The 21505-nt window shown below is 66.6% G+C and carries 13 protein-coding genes; 9 read left to right on the top strand and 4 right to left on the bottom strand.

The genetic code is table 11. From position 1 onward, the window contains the following. The first annotated feature begins 196 nt into the window (after positions 1-196). On the top strand, positions 197-976 hold the full coding sequence (locus QRN34_RS02655; RefSeq protein ID WP_285401727.1) for an SDR family oxidoreductase: 780 nt from the start codon (positions 197-199) through the stop codon (positions 974-976). A 37-nt stretch (positions 977-1013) separates the two neighbouring features. On the opposite strand, the gene QRN34_RS02650 is transcribed toward QRN34_RS02655, so the two are convergent. Together QRN34_RS02650 and QRN34_RS02645 are read right to left on the bottom strand one after the other, a co-directional pair. After that, positions 1014-3341 carry an ATP-binding protein gene (locus QRN34_RS02650; protein ID WP_285401725.1) on the bottom strand — a complete coding sequence of 776 codons (2328 nt, stop codon included), beginning with the start codon at positions 3339-3341 and terminating at the stop codon, positions 1014-1016. Then, positions 3338-3988, bottom strand: a complete 651-nt coding sequence (locus tag QRN34_RS02645) for a response regulator transcription factor (RefSeq protein ID WP_285401723.1) — start codon at positions 3986-3988, stop codon at positions 3338-3340. Before QRN34_RS02645 ends, QRN34_RS02650 begins: the two co-directional genes overlap by 4 nt. 356 nt (positions 3989-4344) lie before the next feature. Here QRN34_RS02645 and tviB point away from each other — a divergent pair, with 356 nt between their 5' ends. The 4 genes from tviB (at position 4345) to QRN34_RS02625 (ending at position 9862) form a co-directional block, all read left to right on the top strand. After that, positions 4345-5613 (top strand): Vi polysaccharide biosynthesis UDP-N-acetylglucosamine C-6 dehydrogenase TviB, encoded by a 1269-nt coding sequence (gene tviB / locus QRN34_RS02640; protein ID WP_285401833.1) that lies wholly within the window; start codon positions 4345-4347, stop codon positions 5611-5613. Then, positions 5610-6620 (top strand): NAD-dependent epimerase, encoded by a 1011-nt coding sequence (locus QRN34_RS02635; protein ID WP_285401721.1) that lies wholly within the window; start codon positions 5610-5612, stop codon positions 6618-6620. Before tviB ends, QRN34_RS02635 begins: the two co-directional genes overlap by 4 nt. A gap of 51 nt (positions 6621-6671) precedes the next feature. Further along, on the top strand, positions 6672-8345 hold the full coding sequence (locus QRN34_RS02630) for a GMC oxidoreductase (protein ID WP_285401720.1): 1674 nt from the start codon (positions 6672-6674) through the stop codon (positions 8343-8345). Positions 8346-8461: 116 nt separating this feature from the next. Continuing rightward, positions 8462-9862, top strand: a complete 1401-nt coding sequence (locus QRN34_RS02625; RefSeq protein ID WP_285401719.1) for a TIGR03013 family XrtA/PEP-CTERM system glycosyltransferase — start codon at positions 8462-8464, stop codon at positions 9860-9862. A gap of 13 nt (positions 9863-9875) precedes the next feature. Here QRN34_RS02625 and QRN34_RS02620 read toward each other — a convergent pair whose 3' ends face one another. Beyond that, complete coding sequence (locus QRN34_RS02620; RefSeq protein WP_285401717.1) at positions 9876-10559, bottom strand: J domain-containing protein; 684 nt, start codon at positions 10557-10559, stop codon at positions 9876-9878. Between the two features lie 110 nt (positions 10560-10669). Between QRN34_RS02620 and QRN34_RS02615 the strand changes: the two genes are divergently transcribed. Next, the gene (locus QRN34_RS02615) at positions 10670-11398 is read left to right on the top strand and encodes a hypothetical protein (protein WP_285401715.1); all 729 of its coding nucleotides are present in this window, start codon (positions 10670-10672) and stop codon (positions 11396-11398) included. A 421-nt stretch (positions 11399-11819) separates the two neighbouring features. Here the strand turns inward: QRN34_RS02615 and QRN34_RS02610 are convergent, their stop codons facing one another. Then, on the bottom strand, positions 11820-14462 hold the full coding sequence (locus QRN34_RS02610; protein WP_285401713.1) for an autotransporter outer membrane beta-barrel domain-containing protein: 2643 nt from the start codon (positions 14460-14462) through the stop codon (positions 11820-11822). Between the two features lie 363 nt (positions 14463-14825). Between QRN34_RS02610 and QRN34_RS02605 the strand changes: the two genes are divergently transcribed. The 3 genes from QRN34_RS02605 to QRN34_RS02595 are packed head-to-tail and all read left to right on the top strand — an operon-like array spanning position 14826 to position 21403. Then, a complete protein-coding gene (locus QRN34_RS02605; protein ID WP_285401711.1) occupies positions 14826-16871 on the top strand; it encodes a hypothetical protein in 2046 nt (681 codons plus the stop codon). Between the two features lie 60 nt (positions 16872-16931). Then, on the top strand, positions 16932-18941 hold the full coding sequence (locus QRN34_RS02600) for a hypothetical protein (protein ID WP_285401710.1): 2010 nt from the start codon (positions 16932-16934) through the stop codon (positions 18939-18941). A gap of 29 nt (positions 18942-18970) precedes the next feature. Further along, positions 18971-21403, top strand: coding sequence for a hypothetical protein (locus QRN34_RS02595; protein ID WP_285401709.1), 2433 nt, complete (start codon positions 18971-18973; stop codon positions 21401-21403). Positions 21404-21505: the final 102 nt, after the last annotated feature.

Genomic DNA, 21505 nt, shown 5'->3' with positions numbered 1-21505 from the left:
CCTCTCGCTTGCCTGCGCGATCCGAGCTGGAGTGGACTCGAAGTGGACCAATCCGCGAATTGCGGCCGTTATGGCGATGGCTTAGCATCGTCGTGTAACCAGGAGTCGAAGCCATGATCCAGCGTCACCGCTGAAGCGGAAAAACAATCGCGCCAACGGAGCGATCCGTCGACTGGACTTTGTTTTCGAGGACATCATGCATCGACTGAACAACAAGACATGCGTCGTCACCGGCGCGGCACGTGGCATCGGCCGCGCCATCGCCGCACGTTTCCATGACGAGGGCGCCATCGTCATCCTCACCGATATCGACAACGCGACCGGAGCCGCCGCGGCGGCCGAGATCGGCTGTCGCTTCGAACCCCTCGACGTACGCGAGGAAACCGACTGGTCGCGCCTGGCCGGGCTCGTTCCCGTCGCCGATGTGGTGGTCAACAATGCCGGCGTCACGGGATTCGAAGTGGGCATGGTGCCGCACGACCCGGAGCACGCCAGCCTTGCAGACTGGAGGGAGGTTCACCGGGTGAACCTCGACGGCACCTTCCTCGGTTGCCGTTACGCCATCGGTGCCATGAAGGGCGCGGGAACGGGTTCGATCATCAACATATCCTCGCGTTCGGGCCTGGTCGGCATCGCCGGTGCGGCGGCTTACGCCTCGTCGAAAGCCGCGATCCGCAACCACAGCAAGACGGTCGCGCTTTATTGTGCCCAACAGGGCTGGCAAATTCGCTGCAACTCCGTGCACCCGGCGGCCATCCTTACGCCGATCTGGGAACCCATGTTGGGGCACGGTCCCGACCGGGACGCCCGGATGCAGGCGTTGGTCGCGGACACGCCGCTGAAACGGTTCGGCATGCCCGATGAAGTCGCTGCCATCGTCGCGATGCTCGCCTCGGATGAAGCCACCTATGTCACCGGAACGGAAGTGAACATCGACGGTGGGCTCCTGGCCGGGTCGGCCGCGTCACCCGGCTAGGTCGACCCCTGCAAGAACGCGACACGGGCGGGTCACGTCAGCGCAGGTGCCGGCCGATCGCCTCGATCAACGGTTGCGCCTCGTCGAGGCCGCCTCCGGCATCGAGCGTGTCCTCCAGGTCGCCGGCCAACGCCTCGATCGCATCGACACCGCACACCAGCGCCGCGCCACGCACGCGATGGACGTGATGTCGCGCAAGGGACAGTTCGCCATCGGCCAGGGCTCGACGAATGACATCGAGGTCGTGGCGGGTTTCGTCGCGGAAGGTCGCATGCAGCGCGTCGGCGGTGGCCGGGGCATCGTCGCCCTGCTCCGCCGGCGTTCGCACGGGTGTCGCCAGGGCCGTCTTCAGCGCATCCAGCGACAGCGGCTTGCCCAGCACCGTGTCGATGCCGCTTTGGGCACAGCGCCGTACGTGTTCCACGCCCTGGTTGGCCGAGATGGCGACGAAGCGCGTCGGTGCCACACCCGCCTCGATCTCACGGGCGCGCAGTTCGGCGGCGATATCGTAGCCCTGCATGTCGGGCAGCTCACAATCGAGCAGTACCCCGATGAAACGACCCGGCACGAACGTATCGATGGCGGCCTGCCCGTGATCCACGGCCTCCGTGGCGTAGCCGAGGAACTTCAACTGCGCCGCGATGATCTGCCGGTTGGCCGGATGGTCCTCCACCAGCAGCACGATGCCGCCAGCCCGTTCGGGCGAGCGCTCGTCGCCGGCGCCGGTGGCCGGCACGGGTGTCGTGGTCGGCACGAGGCTGGTCGGCAACTCGACGCGCACGGCGGTGCCCACGCCGGCTTCGCTGTTGAACTCCAGGCGACCACCGAGATGGGTGGCGATGTCGCGGCATATCGCCAGGCCCAGCCCGGTGCCGCCCAGGCGTACGTCAAGGCGTCCGCGTGCCTGGGCGAACGGCACGAACAACTGCCGCTGGCGACTCGACGACACGCCGATGCCGGTGTCGAACACCTCGATGACCAGGCGGCGGACACCATCGGCATCGTCACCGGCGCCCTGCCACAGCGCGATGCCGACATGCCCGCGTTCGGTGAATTTCACCGCGTTGGCGAACAGGTTTTCCAGCAGCTGCCGCACGCGCACCTCGTCGACCAGCAGCCAGGGCAACGGCCCCATCGGCAAGTCCAGTCGAACCTCCAGGCCCTTGGCCTCGATGGCCAGCCGCTGCGAGGCGATGGCCTCGCGCGCCACGGCCTGCACGTCGCAGGGCACTGGATCGGGGGTGAAGCCTTCGACCTCGGAGCGGGTGTAATCGAGCGCACTCTTGAGCAGGTTCTGCAGGTTGCGGCTGCTGACCTGCGCAATGGCCAGCAGGTCGCGCTGGGGCCCGTCCTGCGGCTGTCGCGCCATCAGGTCGATCGACGACGTCACCGCGTTGACCGCATTGCGTACTTCGTGGCTCATCACCGCCAGCAGCATCGTCTTCTGCTGCTCGCCGCGCCGCGATGCCAGCTGGGCGCGGCGCAGCTGCCACAGCGCGAACACCAACGCCGCGACCAGGGCAGCGCCCAGGCCGATTTCGACGCGATAGGTGGTCAGCACCTGCGACCACGTCGGCGCGCGCAGGTAGGCGGTCTCCAGCCAGCGCTCGATCACCGCCTCGTTGTCGGCCGTGGACAGGCCGCGCATGCTCTGTTCCAGGATCGTCAGCAGCACCGGCTCGTCGCGCTGCACGGCCACGCGCACCGACACCGCCATCTCCGGCACCGTGCCCGCCACGCGCAGGCTCTGCGCGTAGTCGCGGCGAACGATGGGGTAGTAGGCCACGTCGATACCGATGGCCGCATCCGCGATGCCGCTCTCCACCGCCGCCAGGATCTGGTGGATGTCCGCCAGGGGCAGCCGCGTGATCGAGGGGTGCTCGCGCTGCAGCCAGGCCTCGTACTGGCCACCGCCCTTGAAGGCCACCGTGCGGCCCTGCAGGTGCCAAAGGTCCATCGTGGCCGGCCCCACCGTCCGCGTGACGATCAGCGTGCGACCGACATAGAACGGCGAGGAAAGCAGCGCGGATGTGCCCAGGTCGGCGGTGAGCAGGCGATCGGAGGTGGAAGGCAGCACGTCGACCCGATGCGCCTTGAAAGCGGCGACCGACTCGGCCCACGAGGCCGTTCGCACCGTTTCGAAGCGCATCCCCGCCTGGCGCGCCGACAGCGCAAGGTATCCATTGACCAGCGGATTCGCGTTGCCGGCACCGACGTCGGCGCGTAGCTGGGGGTCTAGCGCGATGCGCAGCACGGGATGCGCACCGACCCAGCGACGCTGCGCTTCAGCGTCGGGCACGTCCTGTGCGATCGCCAGCGCCGCACACAGGCAGCCAGCGAGGGTCCATGCGATCCGTCGCATCATGGAGGATCGGTACCCAATGCGCGGATGTAATCCTCCATCTTGTACAGCGCATTGTCGGATTTGATGTCGAGCTTGCGGAACGCCGCCGATTTCTGTGCGCTGATGGTCTTCATGCTGCGGCCGAACTTCTCGGCGATCTGCGATACCTTCATGCCGTCCAGCAGGCAGCGCACCACCTCCCACTCGCGCGGCGACAGCTTGACCAGGCTGGTCTCGGCAGAACCGCCCGCCCGCCGCGGCGGCAGGTACACGCGGTTGGTCATCACCGCGTCGATCGCCTGCACCAGCACGCCCGGGTCCTGGCTCTTGGCGACGAAACCATCCGCACCGGCCTGCAACAGGCTGTGTACCACCAGGCCTTCGTCATGCGCGGAGACCACCAGGATCTTCAGCCTTGGGTAACCGGCGCGCAGCAGGCGGATCAGGGCGACGCCGTCGATGTCGTCGAAAGCGAGTGAGTAATCGATCAGCACGACGTCGACCGGCTGCTCCGCCAGCAACGCACGGAAAGGCCGGCTGCTCGAAAAGCTGCCGAGGATGGCGATGGAGGGGGACGTCTCCAGTTGCGCGGCCAGCCCTTTGAGGACGAGCGCATGGTCGTCCAGCAAGGCCACGCGCACTGAGCCCAGATAGCTTCGCGCGGACATGAGTGGACCAGATGGGTGCTGTAGTCATATGCCCACCGGCTATCGATGGGACCAAGGGCAAGATATCGCGGTGACCGTGCCTTGTAAACGCTTGCTTCACACAACAATCGCTACCGCGCTAGCGATCCGTTCAGCCTGACGGCATCGGCCATTTGTCCACCCACGTAAGCCATACAGGCAAGCCGGGGGTGCGTTGCTACCCTTTCGTCGCCCCCGTCATGGGGTTTTCCGGGCCACGCATGGGGATGGACGCTTACATGGATACCGCAAGCCGAACACGGGCCGATATCGCCGCGAGCGAGCCGCCGCACGATACACGACCTGCCGCCGAAGCCACGGCGTTGCCTTGCGACCTTCTGCAAAGCGCCCGCATCGGCGTGGTGGGCCTGGGCTACGTCGGCCTGCCGCTCGCCGTGGAATTCGGCAAGCGCTACGCCACCCTCGGATTCGACATCCACTCCCGCCGCATCGATGAACTTCGCGCAGGCCGCGACAGCACGCGGGAAGTGGATGCCGACGAACTGGCCACCGCGACACGGCTGCGGTTTTCAGACACCCCCGGCGACCTGGCCGACTGCACCATCTACATCGTGACCGTACCCACGCCGATCGACGAGGCACGCCGGCCCGACCTGCATCCGCTGCGCATGGCCAGCGAATGCCTGGGCAAGGTGCTCAAGCGCGGCGACATCGTGGTCTATGAGTCCACCGTCTACCCCGGGTGCACCGAAGAAGTGTGCGTTCCCATCCTCGCAACAGTGTCCGGCCTGGTGTTCAACGAGGATTTCTTCGTCGGCTACAGCCCGGAGCGGATCAATCCCGGCGACAAGACCCACCGGGTGACCGATATTCTCAAGGTCACTTCCGGGTCGACCCCGGCTACCGCCGATACGGTGGATGCGCTCTATCGGTCGGTGATCGCCGCCGGCACGCACCGGGCCAGCTCGCTGAAGGTGGCCGAGGCGGCCAAGGTCATCGAGAACACGCAGCGCGACCTCAACATCGCCCTGGTCAACGACCTTGCCATCCTGTTCAACCGACTGGGCATCGATACGCTGGAAGTGCTCGAAGCGGCCGGAACGAAGTGGAATTTCCTGCCGTTCCGCCCGGGCCTGGTCGGTGGCCACTGCATCAGCGTCGATCCCTACTACCTCACCCACAAGGCGCAGCAGGTCGGCCACCACCCGGACGTGATCCTGGCCGGGCGCCGCACCAACGACGGCATGGGCCCGTACATCGCCGGCGAAGTCATCCGCCTGATGGTGCGCAAGGGCATCAACCCCGTGCACGCGCGGGTGCTGATCCTCGGGCTGGCGTTCAAGGAGAATTGCCCGGACCTGCGCAACACCCGCGTGGTCGATATCGTCGCCGGCCTGCAAGGCTACGGCGTGGACGTGGACGTGCACGATCCCTGGGTGCGTGCCGACGAGGCGCGCCACGAGTACGACATCGTGCCGGTGGAGGCGCCCGCACACGGCAGTTACGATGCCGTCGTGGTAGCCGTGGCCCACCGGGAGTTCGTCGCGTGGGGCGTGGAAGGCATCCGCGCCTTCGGCAAGGCCGCCTGCGTGGTCTACGACGTGAAGTACGTGCTTCCGCGCGCTGCGGTGGACGGCCGCCTGTGAAGGTTCTGGTGACCGGCACGGCGGGCTTCATCGGCTCGCACGTGGCCATGCGGCTGCTGGCCCGCGGCGACGAGGTGATCGGCCTGGACAACCTGTCCGACTATTACGACGTGGAGCTGAAGAAGGCGCGACTGGCCCGCTTCGGCGACCATCCGCGCTATACGCACGTGCACGCGGACCTCTCCGACCGGACGGCGATGGAGGCGGTGTTCGCCACGTACCGGCCGCAGCGCGTGGTGCACCTGGCCGCGCAGGCCGGTGTTCGCCACGCGGCCACGCACCCGCATGTCTACGTGTCCAGCAACGTCACCGGTTTCCTCCATGTGCTGGAAGGCTGCCGCCACCACGGCGTGGATCATTTGGTCTTCGCCTCCACCAGTTCCGTCTACGGCGCGGATACCCATATGCCGTTCTCGGAACGGCAGCCCACCGAGCATCCGCTGACGCTGTACGCCGCGTCGAAGAAAGCCAACGAGCAGATGGCGCACAGTTACGCGCACCTCTACGACCTGCCCTGCACCGGCCTGCGCTTCTTCACCGTGTACGGCCCCTGGGGCCGCCCGGACATGGCGCTGTTCCTGTTCACGCGCGCGATCCTGGCCGGCGAGCCGATCCGGGTGTTCAACCACGGGCAGCACACGCGCAGCTTCACCTACGTCGACGACATCGTGGAAGGCGTGCTGCGCACGTTGGACCGCCCGCCCCTGCGTGATCCGCAATGGTCCGGCGATCACCCCGAGACGGGCAGCAGCGGCGTGGCGCCCTACCGGATCTACAACATCGGCAACGAGACCCCCGTGGCGCTGCTGCAGTACATCCGTGTGCTCGAGGACTGTCTCGACCGCAAGGCCCACATGGAAATGCTTCCCCTGCAAGCCGGCGACGTGCCGGACACGGAGGCCGACATCTCGGCCCTGGTCCAGGCCACCGGCTATGCCCCCGGCGTGGACGTGCGCGCCGGCGTGCGGCAGTTCGTCGACTGGTACCGCGGTTACTACCACGCCTGACGCGCGCCGCTACGCTCCTCCCCCCGCCATGCCTTACCCTGGAGATGCGCCGTGATCCTCGATTACCTCGATCGGTCGGCACCCAACGACCTGCACGCGGACCTGTGCATCATCGGTGCCGGTGCCGCGGGCATCGCCATGGCGCGATCGTTCGTCGGCTCGTCGGTCACCGTCTGTCTCGTCGAGGGCGGCGGCACGCGTGGCGAGGAAAGCAGCCAGGCCCTTTACGAGGGCAGCGCATCGGGCGACGTGCCCTTCGATACGGCCGGCTCGCGCATGCGCGTGTTCGGTGGCAGCTGCACGCTGTGGGGTGGCGGCTGCATTCCGCTGGGCGACAGCGACATGACGCCACGCGACTGGGTGCCCGACAGCGGATGGCCGTTGCGCCATGCAGAACTGGCGCCATGGTACGAAAAGGCCCGTGATTTCTGCCGGATCGACCCCGCCCGCGGCTTCACCGACGGCACGTTCGACGGGCCGCCGCCGCGCAAGCCGCTGGACCTCGATCCGGAGGTGATGACCAACTACGTCTTCGCGCGCAGTCCGGTACTGTTCGGCGAGGCCTATCGCGACACCCTGGCCCACGCCGACAACGTCACCGTGCTGCTGCATGCCAACCTGCTGGAACTACGCGCCAACGACACCGCCAGCCATGTCACGGAGGCGCGCATCGGCTCCCTCGACGGACGTCGCGGCCGCGTCCGCGCACGGCACTACGTGCTTGCCGCGGGCGGCATCGAGAACGCGCGCATCCTGCTGCTCTCCGACAGCGTGGCCCCGGGGGGGCTAGGCAACGCGAACGACCTGGTCGGCCGCTATTTCATGGATCACCCCAGCGGCACGCTCGGGGTCGTCCGCTCGCCGCATGTCGACCGCCTGTCCCGCCCCTACGAGCGCAACATCCGCAACAAGCGCGCGCCCTTGTCGGCGGAGATCGGCCTGTCGACCACCGCCCAGGGCCGCCATCGCACACTGAACGGACGTGTCCATCCGTTCGCGATGGAGGGCGAGGTGCCTGCGGGCATCCGGGCCCTGCGCGACCTGCGCGCTTCGCTCAGGAAGCCCGTGCACAATGAGGGTGCCTTGCTGGAGGCACGCCTGAACGCCGCGCTGCAGAACGGCCCCCGAAGTGCGGCGTCCGCCGCGCCACCGCATGCTGCACTTCATGCGCTGCGGCTCGGCCTGCACTTCGGCGACGTGCTGAGGGCGCTCGCGCAGAAGGCCCGCGACCATCCCGTCGTGCGCAGCGAACGGGTCGCCCTGGTCGGCTTCTTCGAACAGGCCCCCAATCGCGACAGCCGGATCACCCTCGACGCCAGCCGCGACATACTGGGCCTGCGGCGTGTGCGGGTGGACTGGCGCCTGACCGACCTGGACAGGCACACCTACCGCACCCTGACGCGACTGACCGGCGATCGCCTGGCCGAGGCCTGCGAAGGCCACTTCGAACCGGCACGCTGGGCCGTCGATGCCGACCTGCCCGTGGAGGTGCACGGTACGGCGCACCACATGGGCACGACGCGCATGGCGAACGACCCGGCACAGGGCGTCGTCGATCCGGCCTGCAAGGTGTTCGGTGTCGGCAACCTGCATGTGGCGGGCAGTTCGGTGTTTCCCACGGGCGGCTGGGCGTTCCCCACCTTCACACTGATCGCGCTCAGCCTGCGCCTGGCCGACCGCCTGCGCGTCCTGTTGCAGGCCTGCGAATCCGGCGGCCTGGGCTGATACGGACGACCATACGGCCTAGCCGCGCGATGACCGGAAGTGCAATCGACACCGTGTCGCGGCATGCCTAGCCTTCGCTCATCGGCAGGTCGATGACGACATGCAAGGGGACTACCATGATGCGTTTGCTTCGCCAGCCGATCGTGCGCTGGCTGACCCTGATGGCCTGCTGCGAATTGCTGTTGCTCGCCGCGTCGCTCAACGTCGCCACCTACATCCGTTTCGCACCGTCGCCCGATGACCTGGCCGCATCGACGCAGACGCTGACCATGCGCGCGGCGATGTTCGCGCTGGTCATCTTCCTGGGCATGGCCGCCCTGGGCGAATACCGTTCCACGTTGCGCATGAGCTGGCGCGGCCAGATGGCGCGCCACGCCATCGCGTTCGTTTTCGGCGGCCTGGCGCTGGTGGTGGGCTATTACGTCATTCCGCAGGCGTACGTGGGACGCGGCGTGCTGGGCATGGCCCTGCTGATCGGTTTGCTCGCCACCGCGGCCTTCCGTGCGCTCTTCATGCGGCTGGTGGAACTGGAAGCCCTGAAGCGACGGGTGATCGTGCTCGGCGCCGGACAGCGTGCCGCCCAGATCCACACCCGTATGCGCCGGCGTTCGGATCGTCGTGGCTTCTCCCTGTTGGGCTACGTGCGCGGCGCGAACGAGACCGTGCTGGTGCCGGCCGAGCTGCTGCTGGACCCCAGCGAAACCCTGGCGGCCTGTGCACGACGCCTGGCGCTGGATGAAATCGTCGTTGGCGTGGACGACCGCCGCGGCGGCTTGCCGATGGACGACCTGCTCGCCTGTCGCCAGCTGGGCGTGAAGATCACCGACCTCACCACGTTCGTCGAGCGCGAGGCGGGCCGCGTGCAACTGACCATGCTGGACCCGTCGTGGCTGGTGTTTTCCGCGGGGTTCAATGCCTCGCCCCTGGCGCTGTTCGTCAAGCGGGCCTTCGACATCGGCGCGTCGCTGACCATCGCCGCGTTGTTCTGGCCGGTCATGCTGGGCGTGGCCCTGGCCATCCGCCTGGAGTCGGGACGCGGGCAACCGGTGTTCTACCGGCAGGAACGCGTGGGTGAGAACGGCCGCCCGTTCTGGCTGTACAAGTTCCGCAGCATGCTCACGGACGCCGAGATCGACGGCGTGGCACGCTGGGCCCTGAGCAACGACGACCGGATCACGCGGGTCGGGCGCATCTGCCGCAAGCTGCGCTTCGACGAACTGCCGCAGCTGTGGAACGTGGTGCGCGGCGACATGAGCATCGTCGGCCCCCGACCGGAGCGACCGCAGTTCGTCTCGGACCTGGAAACCAAGATCCGCTACTACAGCCTGCGCCACAGCATCAAGCCCGGGCTGGCCGGATGGGCGCAGCTGAGCTATCCCTATGGCGCCTCGGAAGAAGATGCCGCCGAGAAACTGAAATACGACCTGTTCTACGTGAAGAACCACAACCTCTTCCTGGACATGGTGATCCTGATCGAAACCGTGGAAGTGGTGCTGTTCGGCCGTGGCGCCCGCTGAGCACCCCGACGCGTCACCGCTGGGGACGAGGCGACGCTGCATGCAGGCCGCGCAACGGCGAGCTGTACCAGTCGCTCAGCCGGTGGCGATCGAAGCTCACCCACGACGGCCCGTACTCCCAGCGGTCGTCGACGCGCCGGTCCGGCTCGCCCTCGATGGCCAGCACCTGGTCCTCGTCCATGCCCAGGTCCAGGTCGGGTACACGCACAGGCGGGAGCACCGCCGTACGCAGCTCCGGGGCATAGGGCCCGGCCGTTTCGTTGTCGCGGACGGACACGTCGGCGGCCGGCATGAGCGACCACGTCATCACCGCCACACCGACCAGGCCGATCGACAACCACCAGCGTGCGCCCAGCGTGCGCGTCGGCAAGGACTCCGCGGCGACCGTCACCGTGGCTTCGGGTACGCCGTCGGCGACGATGGCGAGCGGCTCGGGCACGGCGACCGCGCCACGTTCCGGCAGCGGCGCGCCCGGCAGGCGTCCATGGCGCCGGTGGAACGCCATGGCGGCGGCGTACTGGCGGGTGAGCCGCTGCATGCGTCGCGTGGCGAGGGCGTCCGCATGGCCTTCGCGCCGGCGGTCCGGATGCCATTGGGCGACATGTCGCCGGTAGGCCTGCTTGAATTCGGCCAACGTGCAACCGGGCTGCAACCGCAACCGCGCATACAGGTCGACGAAGTCGGTTTCATCCGCCACGTGCCATTCCCCTTCAGGCGTCGCGCGCGACGTGTGTCAGGCAGGCGGTCCGCGGCATGCAGCGTGGCGCAGCCGCGCCCGTGTGACAAGTACGACTTTTGGGAGCAGCCATGACATCGTCCTATCGTTCCACGCTCTGGATGGCCGCGCTGCTGGTGGCAAGCGGCGGTCGCCTGCACGCCGACGATCGTCCGGGTCCATCCCTCGGTGCGCACGTGTTCCTCGCCCAGGGCGAAGGGCTGGGTGTAACGCCCGCGACCACGCCCCCCGTGGATACGCAGCCGGATGGCAGCCTCTTCCTCGTGTTCAACGCGGGATACGCCAGCAACGACGGTCCGCTGCACGATACCTACGGCAATCGATGGTTGCCGTTGGGGCAGCCGCAGACCTACGCGAACTACGGCGATCGCTTCGCCGTGCGTGCCTATGTCGCCACCGAAGGCAAGGGCGGCCCGGCACATAGCCTGTCGATCGACAAACACGGCGAGGCAAAAGGCGAACTCTCCCTGCCCTTCGTCGAGGTACGCCACGCGTCGCGCGTGGCATCCGTTGCGCGCACCTACGCCGGCGACGCACTGCAGGTGGCCAGCGGCACGGTGACCGTGGATGGTCCGGCCACGCTGCTGGCGTTCTGGTGGGGCGACGGCGGCGTCAAGCGCATGCGTGTCAGCCCGGGCGACGGCTTCACCCTGATCGACGCGTTCGTGCAGTTGCCCGACGAAAGCGGCGTGCAGGGTGCGGTCGCGTGGCGACAGGTCAGCGCGGCCGGTACCTACCGCGTCCACTGGACCGTGGCACCGGTGCAGGGCGCGGCCTTGTGGTTGATCGCGGTGCAATAGCGCCCACCACCGTCCGGAACCGGACAGTCAAAAACGGCAGCGCGAAGGCAACGCGCTATGTCGCCAGCATCATCCTGGCGTGGTGTCCGCCGCATCGGCAAGTCGCGTTCAATGGCGTCCGGAAATGGACGCCCGCACCTACAACCAAGGGATTATTTTCTTATGCGCGACAGGCAGATAGCCTGAACCCTCGATACCGCCGAGCCGCAACGAAACGTACGTGACAAGGACCGTGCAAGGAGCACGTCGGCGCTGGCGACACGGATGTCGCACAAAGACCGGATGCACAGCGCAGGATGTCACGAAGGACGTGGCGGAAGCCACGCGGTTCGCTCCGCGGCCCGGGGGTATCGACGAGGTGAGGCCGTTGCCTCCACGGGATGTCGTTGCCGCGACATCCCGTTTTTTTTTGGTCGCCCGCCTAGAAGTTCACCCGGATACCCAGGTTGCCGGCCCAGCCGCGCATGCCGTAGCTGCCGACGAAGTGCTGATAGTTGCCTTCGCCGTATAACTGGACACGGTCGCTGAGCTGGCTAACGACGCCCGCAGCCACCCTGTAGGCGTTGCCGACCTTGCCGGAGCCGAAACGATCGCGCGCATTCCATGCCTCGCTGGTCACCGTCGCCATCGGATCACCGTTGCTGCTGTGCGAAACATCCACGCTGGCATACGGCATGAACTTCGGCTGGGCGGTGCGGCTGATACGACCACCCAGCACCGCGGTGGTCTGTTTCGCGGTGCCCAGACTGATGTCCAGCCCATCCGCATCGGTGAAGTCGCGGAAGGCCAGTTGCTGGTGCTTGAGCTGGAAGCGGGGCTCCACCGTCCAGTCACCGCCGAGGGCGATCGGCAGGCCCGCTTCCACCGACATCGTCCAGCCATTCGCGCGGATGCGACCGACGTCCGCACCGCGCATGTCGGTGCCGACGTCGCCACGATAGCGTGTCGAGCCGAGCACGCCGTCCACCCAGAAGCCGTCGCCGTGTTGCCAGGTGATCCACGCTGAGACACCGTTCGCGTTGTATTTCGCGGTGCTGTTGCCGTCGGCGGCCTTCGGCGTGACACGGGTGGTGCCGCGATCCGCCGCCCAGCCAGCGCGCAGCGTGCCGTTGTCGCTGTCGAGGGCGATGAGGCTGCCGCCGAGTTGCAGCGCATTGACCTGCTGGTCGAAGTCGTAGCCATAGCGTTCGAACGACAGGTTGGAGCTGTAGCGCAGCTGGCCGCCTAGATAGCGCGCGAACACCTCGCCGCCCAGCGGACCGGTGGACGAGCCCTGACGGATATCGCCGAGCCGCTGGTGGAGCCCGTCGCTCATCATGTCGCCATAGCTGAGCAGCGCCGCCGGCGCGGAGAGGTACGACGGCACCTGGGGCACCACGGCGATGCGTGTGCCCGGCGGCTCGGGGCGAACCGGCTCGCCACCGTCACCGGGATTGCCCGGGTTGCCCGGATTTTCTGGTTCGCCCGGATTGACCGGGGGCTCCACCGGCGGCTTGCCGGGGTCGACTGGCGGGTCGATCGGCGGCTTCCCGGGATCGACGGGCGGCTCGACCGGCGGATTCCCCGGATCGACGGGCGGGTCCACCGGCGGGTCCACCGGGCCACAACCGCCCTCGCATACGATCCGGCTACCTAAACGGTAGTCCCAGTTGAGGGTGCCATTGGCGAGCAGATTCTGTGCGGGATCGGTCTGCCCCGGCCCAAAGGCATGCAAGGTGTACTGATAGGGACCGGCCGCGACGTAGCCGCCGCGCAGGGCGAAGGCATCGGCACGTGACGTGCCGGCGACCTGGACCAGCGACATGCCCTCGCCGGCGTCGACCAGACCGTTGGCATTGGCATCGGTGTCGGCGCCGGCGCCGCGTGGCGTGACGACGATCTCGGTCGGACCGGTGGTGGTCACCGAGCCCTCCACAAGCAGGCGATCGGTCTCCTGGCCGACGAGCGGGCCGCCGGCATTCATGGTCACGTTGAGGCCAAGAACGCCACCGCTGCCAGTGAGGTCGCCAGCGACGTCCACCCGGCTATGCGCGGTGCCGGCACGCGACGTGAAAGCGACGTTGCCGCCGGACAGGTCAAGCGAGCTCAGCGACGAATCGTTCGAGACATTCCAGGTCGCGGTCGATGTGAGGGCCATCGTGATGTCCCCGCTCGTCGCCCCTGCCATGGCCGAGCCTTCGCTCAGGGCGAGCGAGAGCGACGAGCCGTCGGCCACGCGAACATCGCCCCGCACGAGGCTGCCGCCGAACACGTCGATATCGGCCGTGCTGCGCACGCCCAGGTCGATGGCCGTGCCGCCGCCACCGACGATCTCGCTGCCGCCACCGATGTGGACCACGGCGTCGGTCGACTGGTTGCGAAGGGTGTCGATCGAGATGCCGCTGCCAGTCACTCCCTCGACCCTGGCGCCATCGAGTTCGAGCAGGCGGGTACTCGGCAGGATGACACCGTCGCCACGATCGTCCTGACGAATTCGTACACCGTGCAGCTGTCCGGTCAACGAACCGCCCTGGACCGACGCACTGCCGAGGAAAACCGCCAGCCCGACACCGCTCGCACCGGTCCCGCGGACCTCGGAGTCGCGCAGCGTCACCGTGCCAATCCCGGGCAGGTAGTTTTGTGCCACGAACACGCCGTAGGTGGATCCGCTCAGCACGCTATTGCTGATATCGACGTTACTGGGCATCGCAGGCGCGCCGTTGGAGGGAGCGATGCCGACGAACAGGGCTCTGCCGGTGACACTCTCTACCCTGGCGCGGGTGAGCGTCGCGGAGCTCTGGCCGGTCAGCGCAATCGCGTCGGACGCACTTGCGCTCACGTTGCCCGCGTCGATCCGCACCGACGATGCGTTCGCGGCGATCGACAGCGCCGCCGACAGCGGTGACAGGCCCAGCGACGCACCGTTGCGCAATATCCACGCTTCGGCTGCTTCACCCGGCACGACGGTCTTCGATTGTCCGGCGCCCAGTTCGCCAGCAACAGCGACCCCTGCCATAGGCAGGTAGCAAGCCGTCATGGCCATCCATAGCGGTGCCCTTCGGACACGATGATGCAGGGAGCTCATGACTTTCTCCGTTATTCCAGTGAGTCGACGGGTCGCGAGCACCCTTATGGTGTCCGCGAATCTCAGCCGCCTATTGCAGCGGGTGCAGACACGCTTCGCCATGGGGCGTACTCCTAAAATGCATGCCTCTGTTATGGCATGAGACGAAGTGGTTCATTTCCCTTGACGGCGGCTTTCCGCTGGCGATCGCGATGCAATTTCGGATACCTGGACGCTATGTGGCGGACCGCACTGAAAAAGTCAGTCATGCCGTGGGCGCGCCTACAACCTTGTGTCTATGGTCGTCGTGCCGCCCCCGACCTTAACCTGCGTCTATTCCGTCCGGACGTTCCGGCTCGGAGCTTTACCCCAAAGGAGTCGACCATGGACGGATCGAGCAACAAGCGTTATCCCGCGGTGCGCCGCGAGCGGCTACCGGCGAAGGCGGTGTATTCCGGCATCGGGCTATCGGGCATCGGTACGCAGGTATATACCGAGCCCCTCATCATCGATCCAGCGGCGCTCGCACCGCTGCCGCCTGATGGCAGACCGGACAACCTGCTCCGTGCGAGCACGAAAAACGAGGTGATCGTCGTGACAGCACCGCTGCCACTGAACGCCGACGCCGGTGACACCGTCCAGGTGAGTTTGAACGGCACGCTTGTAGGTACGCCGCTCGACGTCGAGGCGTTTCTCGACGACGAGATCATGCGGATCTCGATTTCGGCGAAGGACCGCGCGACGGTGCCGGAAGGCGTCGTCCGCATCAACTACCAGATTGCCTTCGTCTCCGGAAGCGGCGGTGTCGAACCGGGTCCTGATGGGCAGACCTACATCACCGACTACACCGCTCCCGGCCTCCCGTTCCTCGGCCAGCTGGTGTTTTCAGATGAAGTGGTGAAGAACGGTGTCACCCCGGCCGCCTTGTCCCGCGACGCGGACGGCAACGAGTATCTGGCTGCCCGCGTTCCCAGTTACAGGGACCTCGCCCCGGGCGACATCGTCGTCGGCTTGGTCGACAGCCGCTCGGAAGTCCTCGATCCGATCAACGTCGGTGGAACTGACATCGAACTGCGCTTCATGCGCAGTTTCATCGAAGAACAGGCCGACGGCAGCATGGCGTTCTCGTACAGCGTCAGCGACCGTGCTGGCAACAACTCTCTACCGTCGCGGCCGGTGATACTCGAGGTACTGCTCGAAGGCGCCATCTCGGACCTGGAGGCACCACGGGTACCTGCCTATGACGACGACCCGCTGGGCGAGCAGATCATCGACGAAGAGGACGCCCGTGCCGCGGGCGGCGTGACCGTGGAGATTCCTGCCAACACGGGCATCCTCGTCGGCGACACCGTATTGCTGCACTGGGGTAGCCAGGAGATCGGCCCGGTCCGCGTCTCGTCGACCGGCAATGATCCGGTCGTGACGATCGGCGTGCCCTATGCCGCCCTGCTCGCCGAGTGGGGTGCGAAGAGCGCCGGCCAGGACGCCGCAGCCACCGTCGACGTCGGCTACGATGTCTTGCGTGGGAACCTGGTTGCCGGCAGCGCGCAGACGCCCGCCGTCGTCGAGGTCAATCTCTATCAGGCCGGTGGCGTGGACCCCGACCCCGAGACCCCCGAGAACGAGAGCCTCGAGGCGCCGACACTCACCAGCGCCGGCGGCTCCGACAACGAAATCCCGCCGGAAGATGCCGAGAAGAACGCGACGATCACGATCCCCTGGCTGCAAGCCGATGGGGAGACGCCGGTATTCCTGATCGGCGATATCGTCACGCCGGTCTACGGGACATACGACGTACCGTCGCTGACCATCGAGGCGGAGCCAGCCGAAGACCTCACGATCTCACTTCCCGTAGTCCTCATCATCGCCGTCGGTTCCGGCGCGATCGACCTCTACTATCGCGTGGAGCGAACACTGGCCGGCGGCGGCAGCAATACCTCGCGCTCGCCGATCACGGTCGTCACGGTGCACGGCGCGGACGAACTCCCCGGTGGCGGCTCGCTCCCCGCGGGAACGATGCCGGAGGCGGTGGGCACGGCGCCGGCACAGCCGGACCGCTTGTTGATCGGCAAGGTCGAGGCGAAGGACGGCAGCGACTTCGTGATCCCCGCGTACGTCAATCAGCGTGCAGACGACACGGTCACGGTCACTATGCGGGTCTTCCGCTCGTTTTACTCCAGCGGTCACCCTGCGGACAGGCCGTCGGCGGACAACCGTGACGTGACCAAGTCGTTCACGGGTCCGATCTCGCCGCCGATGCAGCTGGTCGTGCACCTCACGGAAGTCGAACTGATGCGCTTCGACTATCCAACGCAGGCTCTGCACGCTCATCTGACCTACACGGTGACATCGGCCCAGGCACCGGACCGTCCGGTCACGTCCGACGTGCTCCTCGTCGATCTTGATCCCCGCGGCGATCTGCCCGGCTGAAGCTGCAACACGCATGCTGGGACCGTCGTCATGCGACGGTCCCAGGCGCACGGAGGCGCTATGCATGACGACACCGAACCGCGATCCGCTCCTGATGCCTTCAGCCCACGGCTGGTCTTCCCCGAAGCAGCACTTGCCCGCCTGCCCTCCTATCTCGCTCCCGACCATTTGCTGAAAGCATCGGTCCGGGACGAGGCCATCGTTCTCAGCCTTCCGTTCCCGCTTTCCTACGACGCCGAACCCGGGGATACCCTGCAGCTGACGATCGACGGGCGGCGCATCGGTGACATCACGGCGCTCGATCGGCATCAGCCAGGCGAGACGCTGAACCTCGTGCTGGCCGCGGCTGACCGGCCCCTGAGCTCCGTCGAAGACCGTCGCGTCGTTCGCATCAACTACGAGGTGTACTACGGTTCGGGCAGCGGCAGCAAAGAGTATGGCCCTACCGACCAGACGTTCATTACCGATATCGTACGGCCCGGCCGCGATTCGCTCGCAGCGCTTTCGTTCGACCCCCGCGTGATCGCCTACGGTGTGACGCCCGACACCCTGGTGGATGACGGCACGGGCAACCGCTACCTGCCCGCCATCGTCAAAGGCTATGCCACCTCCGCGGCGGGCGACTGGATCCAGGGGCGTATCGACGACGATCCGCTGCTGCTTTCCGACATCTACGAGTTGCGCGAAGCCGACGTCGGCACGGATATCGAAGTGCGGTTTCCGGCCGCCTTGCTGGAAACGATCGATGGCGGACGTCACGCGTTCAGCTATCTGGTCGCCGACCGCGCGGGCAATGTGTCACAACAGCCGGCCAGCGTCGATCTGGACGTGCGGCTGTCCGAGCATATCGGTGACCTCCTGCCGCCCACGGTCCCGGCCGCTGCGGATGGCCTCGTCACCAGCGACGATGCCCGCGTCGACGGTGGCGTGACGGTCGTCATCCCGGGCAATGCGGCGATCAGGGCGGGCGACTTCATCGTATTGCTCTGGAACGCGCATGTGTCAGTGCCTATCCCCGTCCTGCCGACCCAGGAAGGCAGGGATCCGCTGATGCTGCTCACCTCGCCTTACGACGATGTGTACACCGACTGGTTGGCGGCGAGCGGTGACACCGACCGCAATGTGCCGGCACGCGTCGACTACCGTGTGGAGCGCGGCGTCACCGTGATCGGTACCCCTACGGAGCCCGCACGCCCCGCCATCAACCTGTTCGGGCCGGGCGGCGCGGATCCCGATCCGCTGACGCCCGTGCACGAGAACATGCCGCTGCCCGACGTGCGTGGAGCAAGCGGCGATCCGGCCAACGTGATCCGTGCGGAGGACGTGACGCAGGACGCCACGGCGACCATCGTGTGGGAAATACCGGGGGCGCGCGGCATACAGGCGTTTGCTGCCGGCGACCGCATCCAGTTGTTCTGGGCGGACGATCGCATCGGTGCGGATATCGTCGTGGGCGACCCCCGGCGTGATGTCGTGCTGCGCATACCCAGCGAGGTCCTGCGTGCGCACAGTCCCGGTACCTGGCCAGTCCGCTATACCGCCTCGCGCGCGCTTGCGACCGTCCCGTTTTGCAATGTGGCGATGTCACCCGATCGATCCGTCAGCGTCGAGGACTACCGCCAGGTGCCGGGCGAAGGCGAGCTCTTGCTCGATGCCACGTTCGTGGAGTGGGTCGGATCACGCGTGTATTCCATCACCCTCAGCGACGTGATCGACGGCACGCCCGTGCGCATACGGCTGGACCAGCCGAGCGTCGGCGCGGGCGACGTCATCCGCTGGCGCTTCCAGGGGCTGGGTGAATCGGGTGAGCCGATACCTGGCACCGATACGTCCGGCGAGCACGAAATCACGGCTTCCGACATGTCGTCCCGGCCCGACAACACCTGGCCCAAGCCGCCACCCAGCAGCCCGCCGAGCGTGAATCGCGCCTATGTGGACATCACCGTCGACGCCGGATTCCTCCTGCCGATCGTGTTCGGCAGGGCGACCTTCGACTACACGATCAGCAACGCCGTCGGCACCGGATTCGCCAAGCAGGACGTGGTTTACGTCGACGTACGCACGCTCTGAAGTCCTGTTCCATCCTTAAGGAGATCGTCATGCCCATCCTCAATGGTGTTTTTGCCGGCCTGCCCGCACCGCTTATTCACGAAGTCGAAAACAACGGCGGCCTCGGTGTCCGCGATGTGGGCGAAGGCGCGGTCGCCCCGGTCACCGTCATCGTCGGCCCCTGGGACCTTTTCAAGGACGGGGATCAGGCGCAGATTCTCTGGGGCGCCGACCAGGTTCTCGTCGGTGAACGTGACATGTCCGCCACGGATGCCAACAAATCGATCCCGGTGCCGGTGTCTCCCGAAAGAATCCGCGCGCTGGGCGACGGTGTTCACGACGTTTTTGTCCGCGTCGTCTCCGCCCTGGGCAACCCACAAGTGTCGCCACCGTTGACCGTGCGCGTGAAGATGAAACGACCGGGAGGCATCGACACGCAGCCGGACACGGAAACGATCAACGAGAACCTCGCCGTCGCTCTCGTCCACCCTTCGCCGCTCATTGACGACATCAGCGACGTACAGGTCGTCGTACCGAGCTACGAGAACGTGGCCGAGGGCGACCGCATCCGCGCGTCGTGGCATGGCAAGTTCGTGGACTTGCCTCCACTCACAAGCGACGATGTGGGCAAGAGCGAGTTCGACATTCCGATCGACGAGGAAACCATTCGTTCGGCCGGTGGCGGCGACGCGCAGATCACCTATCGCATCCTCGACCTGGTCAGCAACAACTCGCTGTGGGCACCGTACCGGGTGGTCGATGTGCCGATCGACGACCCGGATGCGCCCACGTCACCCTGGGTCGACGGCACCGTCGACGACGCCGGGCTGGTGCTGCGGCTGGCGGATCTGGACCGGAGTCCCGTGACCGTACTTGCCGAGGCGCATGGCGGCAGGGCGGGCGAACACATCTTCGTACGGTGGGTCGGCGTCGCGGCCGGTGAGCAACCCGTACCCCTTTATGATACGGCCTGGCAGTCGGTAACCCATGACAATGGCACCCTCACCTTCCAGGTGCCGTATGAGCAGGCGGAAGTCCTGGGCGAGGGTCGGGTCAGCGTATCCTACACGCTCGAACGCAAGTCGGGTGCGCGGGTGGTGTCGCGTCGGCGCAGCATCCGCGTGGAAGGCAAGGCCGTCGGTCTGGACCTGCCGCGGGTGGAAGGCACACCAGGCAAGGTGCTGGATGCAGCCGCCCACCCTGACGGCGCCCTCATTGCCGCGCCATCGCAGCCCGAGCGTATACCCGCCGGCAGCCTGGTCACCTTCCGCTGGAGCGGCAACATGCAGGGCGCGGCCAGCGGGTACGCAGATGGCGTCAACGATACCCATGGCGTGCTGCCCTATGAAGACATCATCCAACTGGTCGGTGGTCAGGTCCGCATCTCCTATCAGGTCGAGACGTTCGGTACGGACAACGCCGTCTTCGCCATCAGCGAATCGGACGCCGTCACGCTCGATGTCGTCAACAGCGCGGCGGCGCCCGACTTGTCCCCACCGTCCGTGCCCGAAGCGATCAACGGTGTCCTTCCTCTGAACACGCTGCTCGCCCACCTCGTCATCCCGCGTCTGACCAGGGGTACCTCGGTCGAAGCCAACATCCAGGGGCGGGTCCCGTTCAAGCAGACGATCCCCATCGGCAACCCCGCCCAGCCGCCGAGTTTCAATCTCACCTCAGCAGGCTTCATCCAGCCCAACGCCAACAGCCAGGTGTCGGCGACCTACACCGTCACTGCGCCCGGTTACAGCGCCACATCCAGCGCTTACAACTTCGTGATAGGGTCCGTCGCCAGCCTGCCCGCGCCGCGCGTGCCCGAGTCTAGCGATGGCGTGCTCGATCCCTTCTATATCGGCGGCGCCATCGAGGTTGACGTTCCGTTCGACTCGAACGACTTCCATGTCGGCGACACGGTTACCGTGTCTGTGGAAGGCGTGCTCGGCGATACCCGGCCCACCTGGAGCGACAGCCGTGCGCTGACCGCGGATGATCTCAAGGACCCCATCGTCTTCCAGTGCCCGGTGACGACGCTTCAGCCTGTCGATGGCGGTCGGGCCATGTTCCAGTATTCGATAACGGCGGCCAATGGCATTCCCCGGCCATCGGAAATCCTTACGCTTGCCGTACAACGTGCGTTGCGCGGTTTGCGCGCACCGACCGTGCAGCAGGCCGAAGGATCGCGGCTCGATCCATTCGATGCGCTCAATGGCATCCGCGTGCTCGTGCCGGCGAACTCCAGCATCAAGGACACCGACACCGTCACCGTCGCCTGGGCGGACAACACCAACGGATCCGATCCGCGCGGGTCGTATGTGACTGCGGAGCAAAGCGGACGTCCGGGCGGCATGACGTTTACCGTGCCGTCGAGCGTGCTGCCCTTCAACTTTGGCGACCAAGTAAGCGTGACGTACACGGTGGTCCGGAATGGCGCGCGCAGCACATCGCCGACCGCGTTCAGTCGCTCATTTACCAGAGCGCAGCAATAGCCGCCCGTCGACGGCCGCGTCGACGCGTTCGATGCGGCCCGAATGCACCACTTCGCGAAGGACACGCGAGTCACGCGTCCTTTAGACATCACTCCGAGGAAT

The sequence above is a fragment of the Luteibacter sp. ME-Dv--P-043b genome (genome assembly GCF_030209605.1).
Lineage (GTDB): Bacteria > Pseudomonadota > Gammaproteobacteria > Xanthomonadales > Rhodanobacteraceae > Luteibacter.
This window is presented reverse-complemented; position numbering and strand designations above follow the sequence as displayed.

Excerpts from the sequence above, each read along its gene's own strand:
- QRN34_RS02650 (WP_285401725.1), bottom strand. The coding sequence starts at position 3,341 with ATGATGCGACGGATCGCATGGACCCTCGCTGGCTGCCTGTGTGCGGCG.
- QRN34_RS02610 (WP_285401713.1), bottom strand. The coding sequence starts at position 14,462 with ATGAGCTCCCTGCATCATCGTGTCCGAAGGGCACCGCTATGGATGGCC.
- QRN34_RS02625 (WP_285401719.1), top strand. The coding sequence starts at position 8,462 with ATGATGCGTTTGCTTCGCCAGCCGATCGTGCGCTGGCTGACCCTGATG.
- QRN34_RS02595 (WP_285401709.1), top strand. The coding sequence starts at position 18,971 with ATGCCCATCCTCAATGGTGTTTTTGCCGGCCTGCCCGCACCGCTTATT.
- QRN34_RS02645 (WP_285401723.1), bottom strand. The coding sequence starts at position 3,988 with ATGTCCGCGCGAAGCTATCTGGGCTCAGTGCGCGTGGCCTTGCTGGAC.
- QRN34_RS02605 (WP_285401711.1), top strand. The coding sequence starts at position 14,826 with ATGGACGGATCGAGCAACAAGCGTTATCCCGCGGTGCGCCGCGAGCGG.
- QRN34_RS02600 (WP_285401710.1), top strand. The coding sequence starts at position 16,932 with ATGCATGACGACACCGAACCGCGATCCGCTCCTGATGCCTTCAGCCCA.
- QRN34_RS02615 (WP_285401715.1), top strand. The coding sequence starts at position 10,670 with ATGACATCGTCCTATCGTTCCACGCTCTGGATGGCCGCGCTGCTGGTG.
- QRN34_RS02655 (WP_285401727.1), top strand. The coding sequence starts at position 197 with ATGCATCGACTGAACAACAAGACATGCGTCGTCACCGGCGCGGCACGT.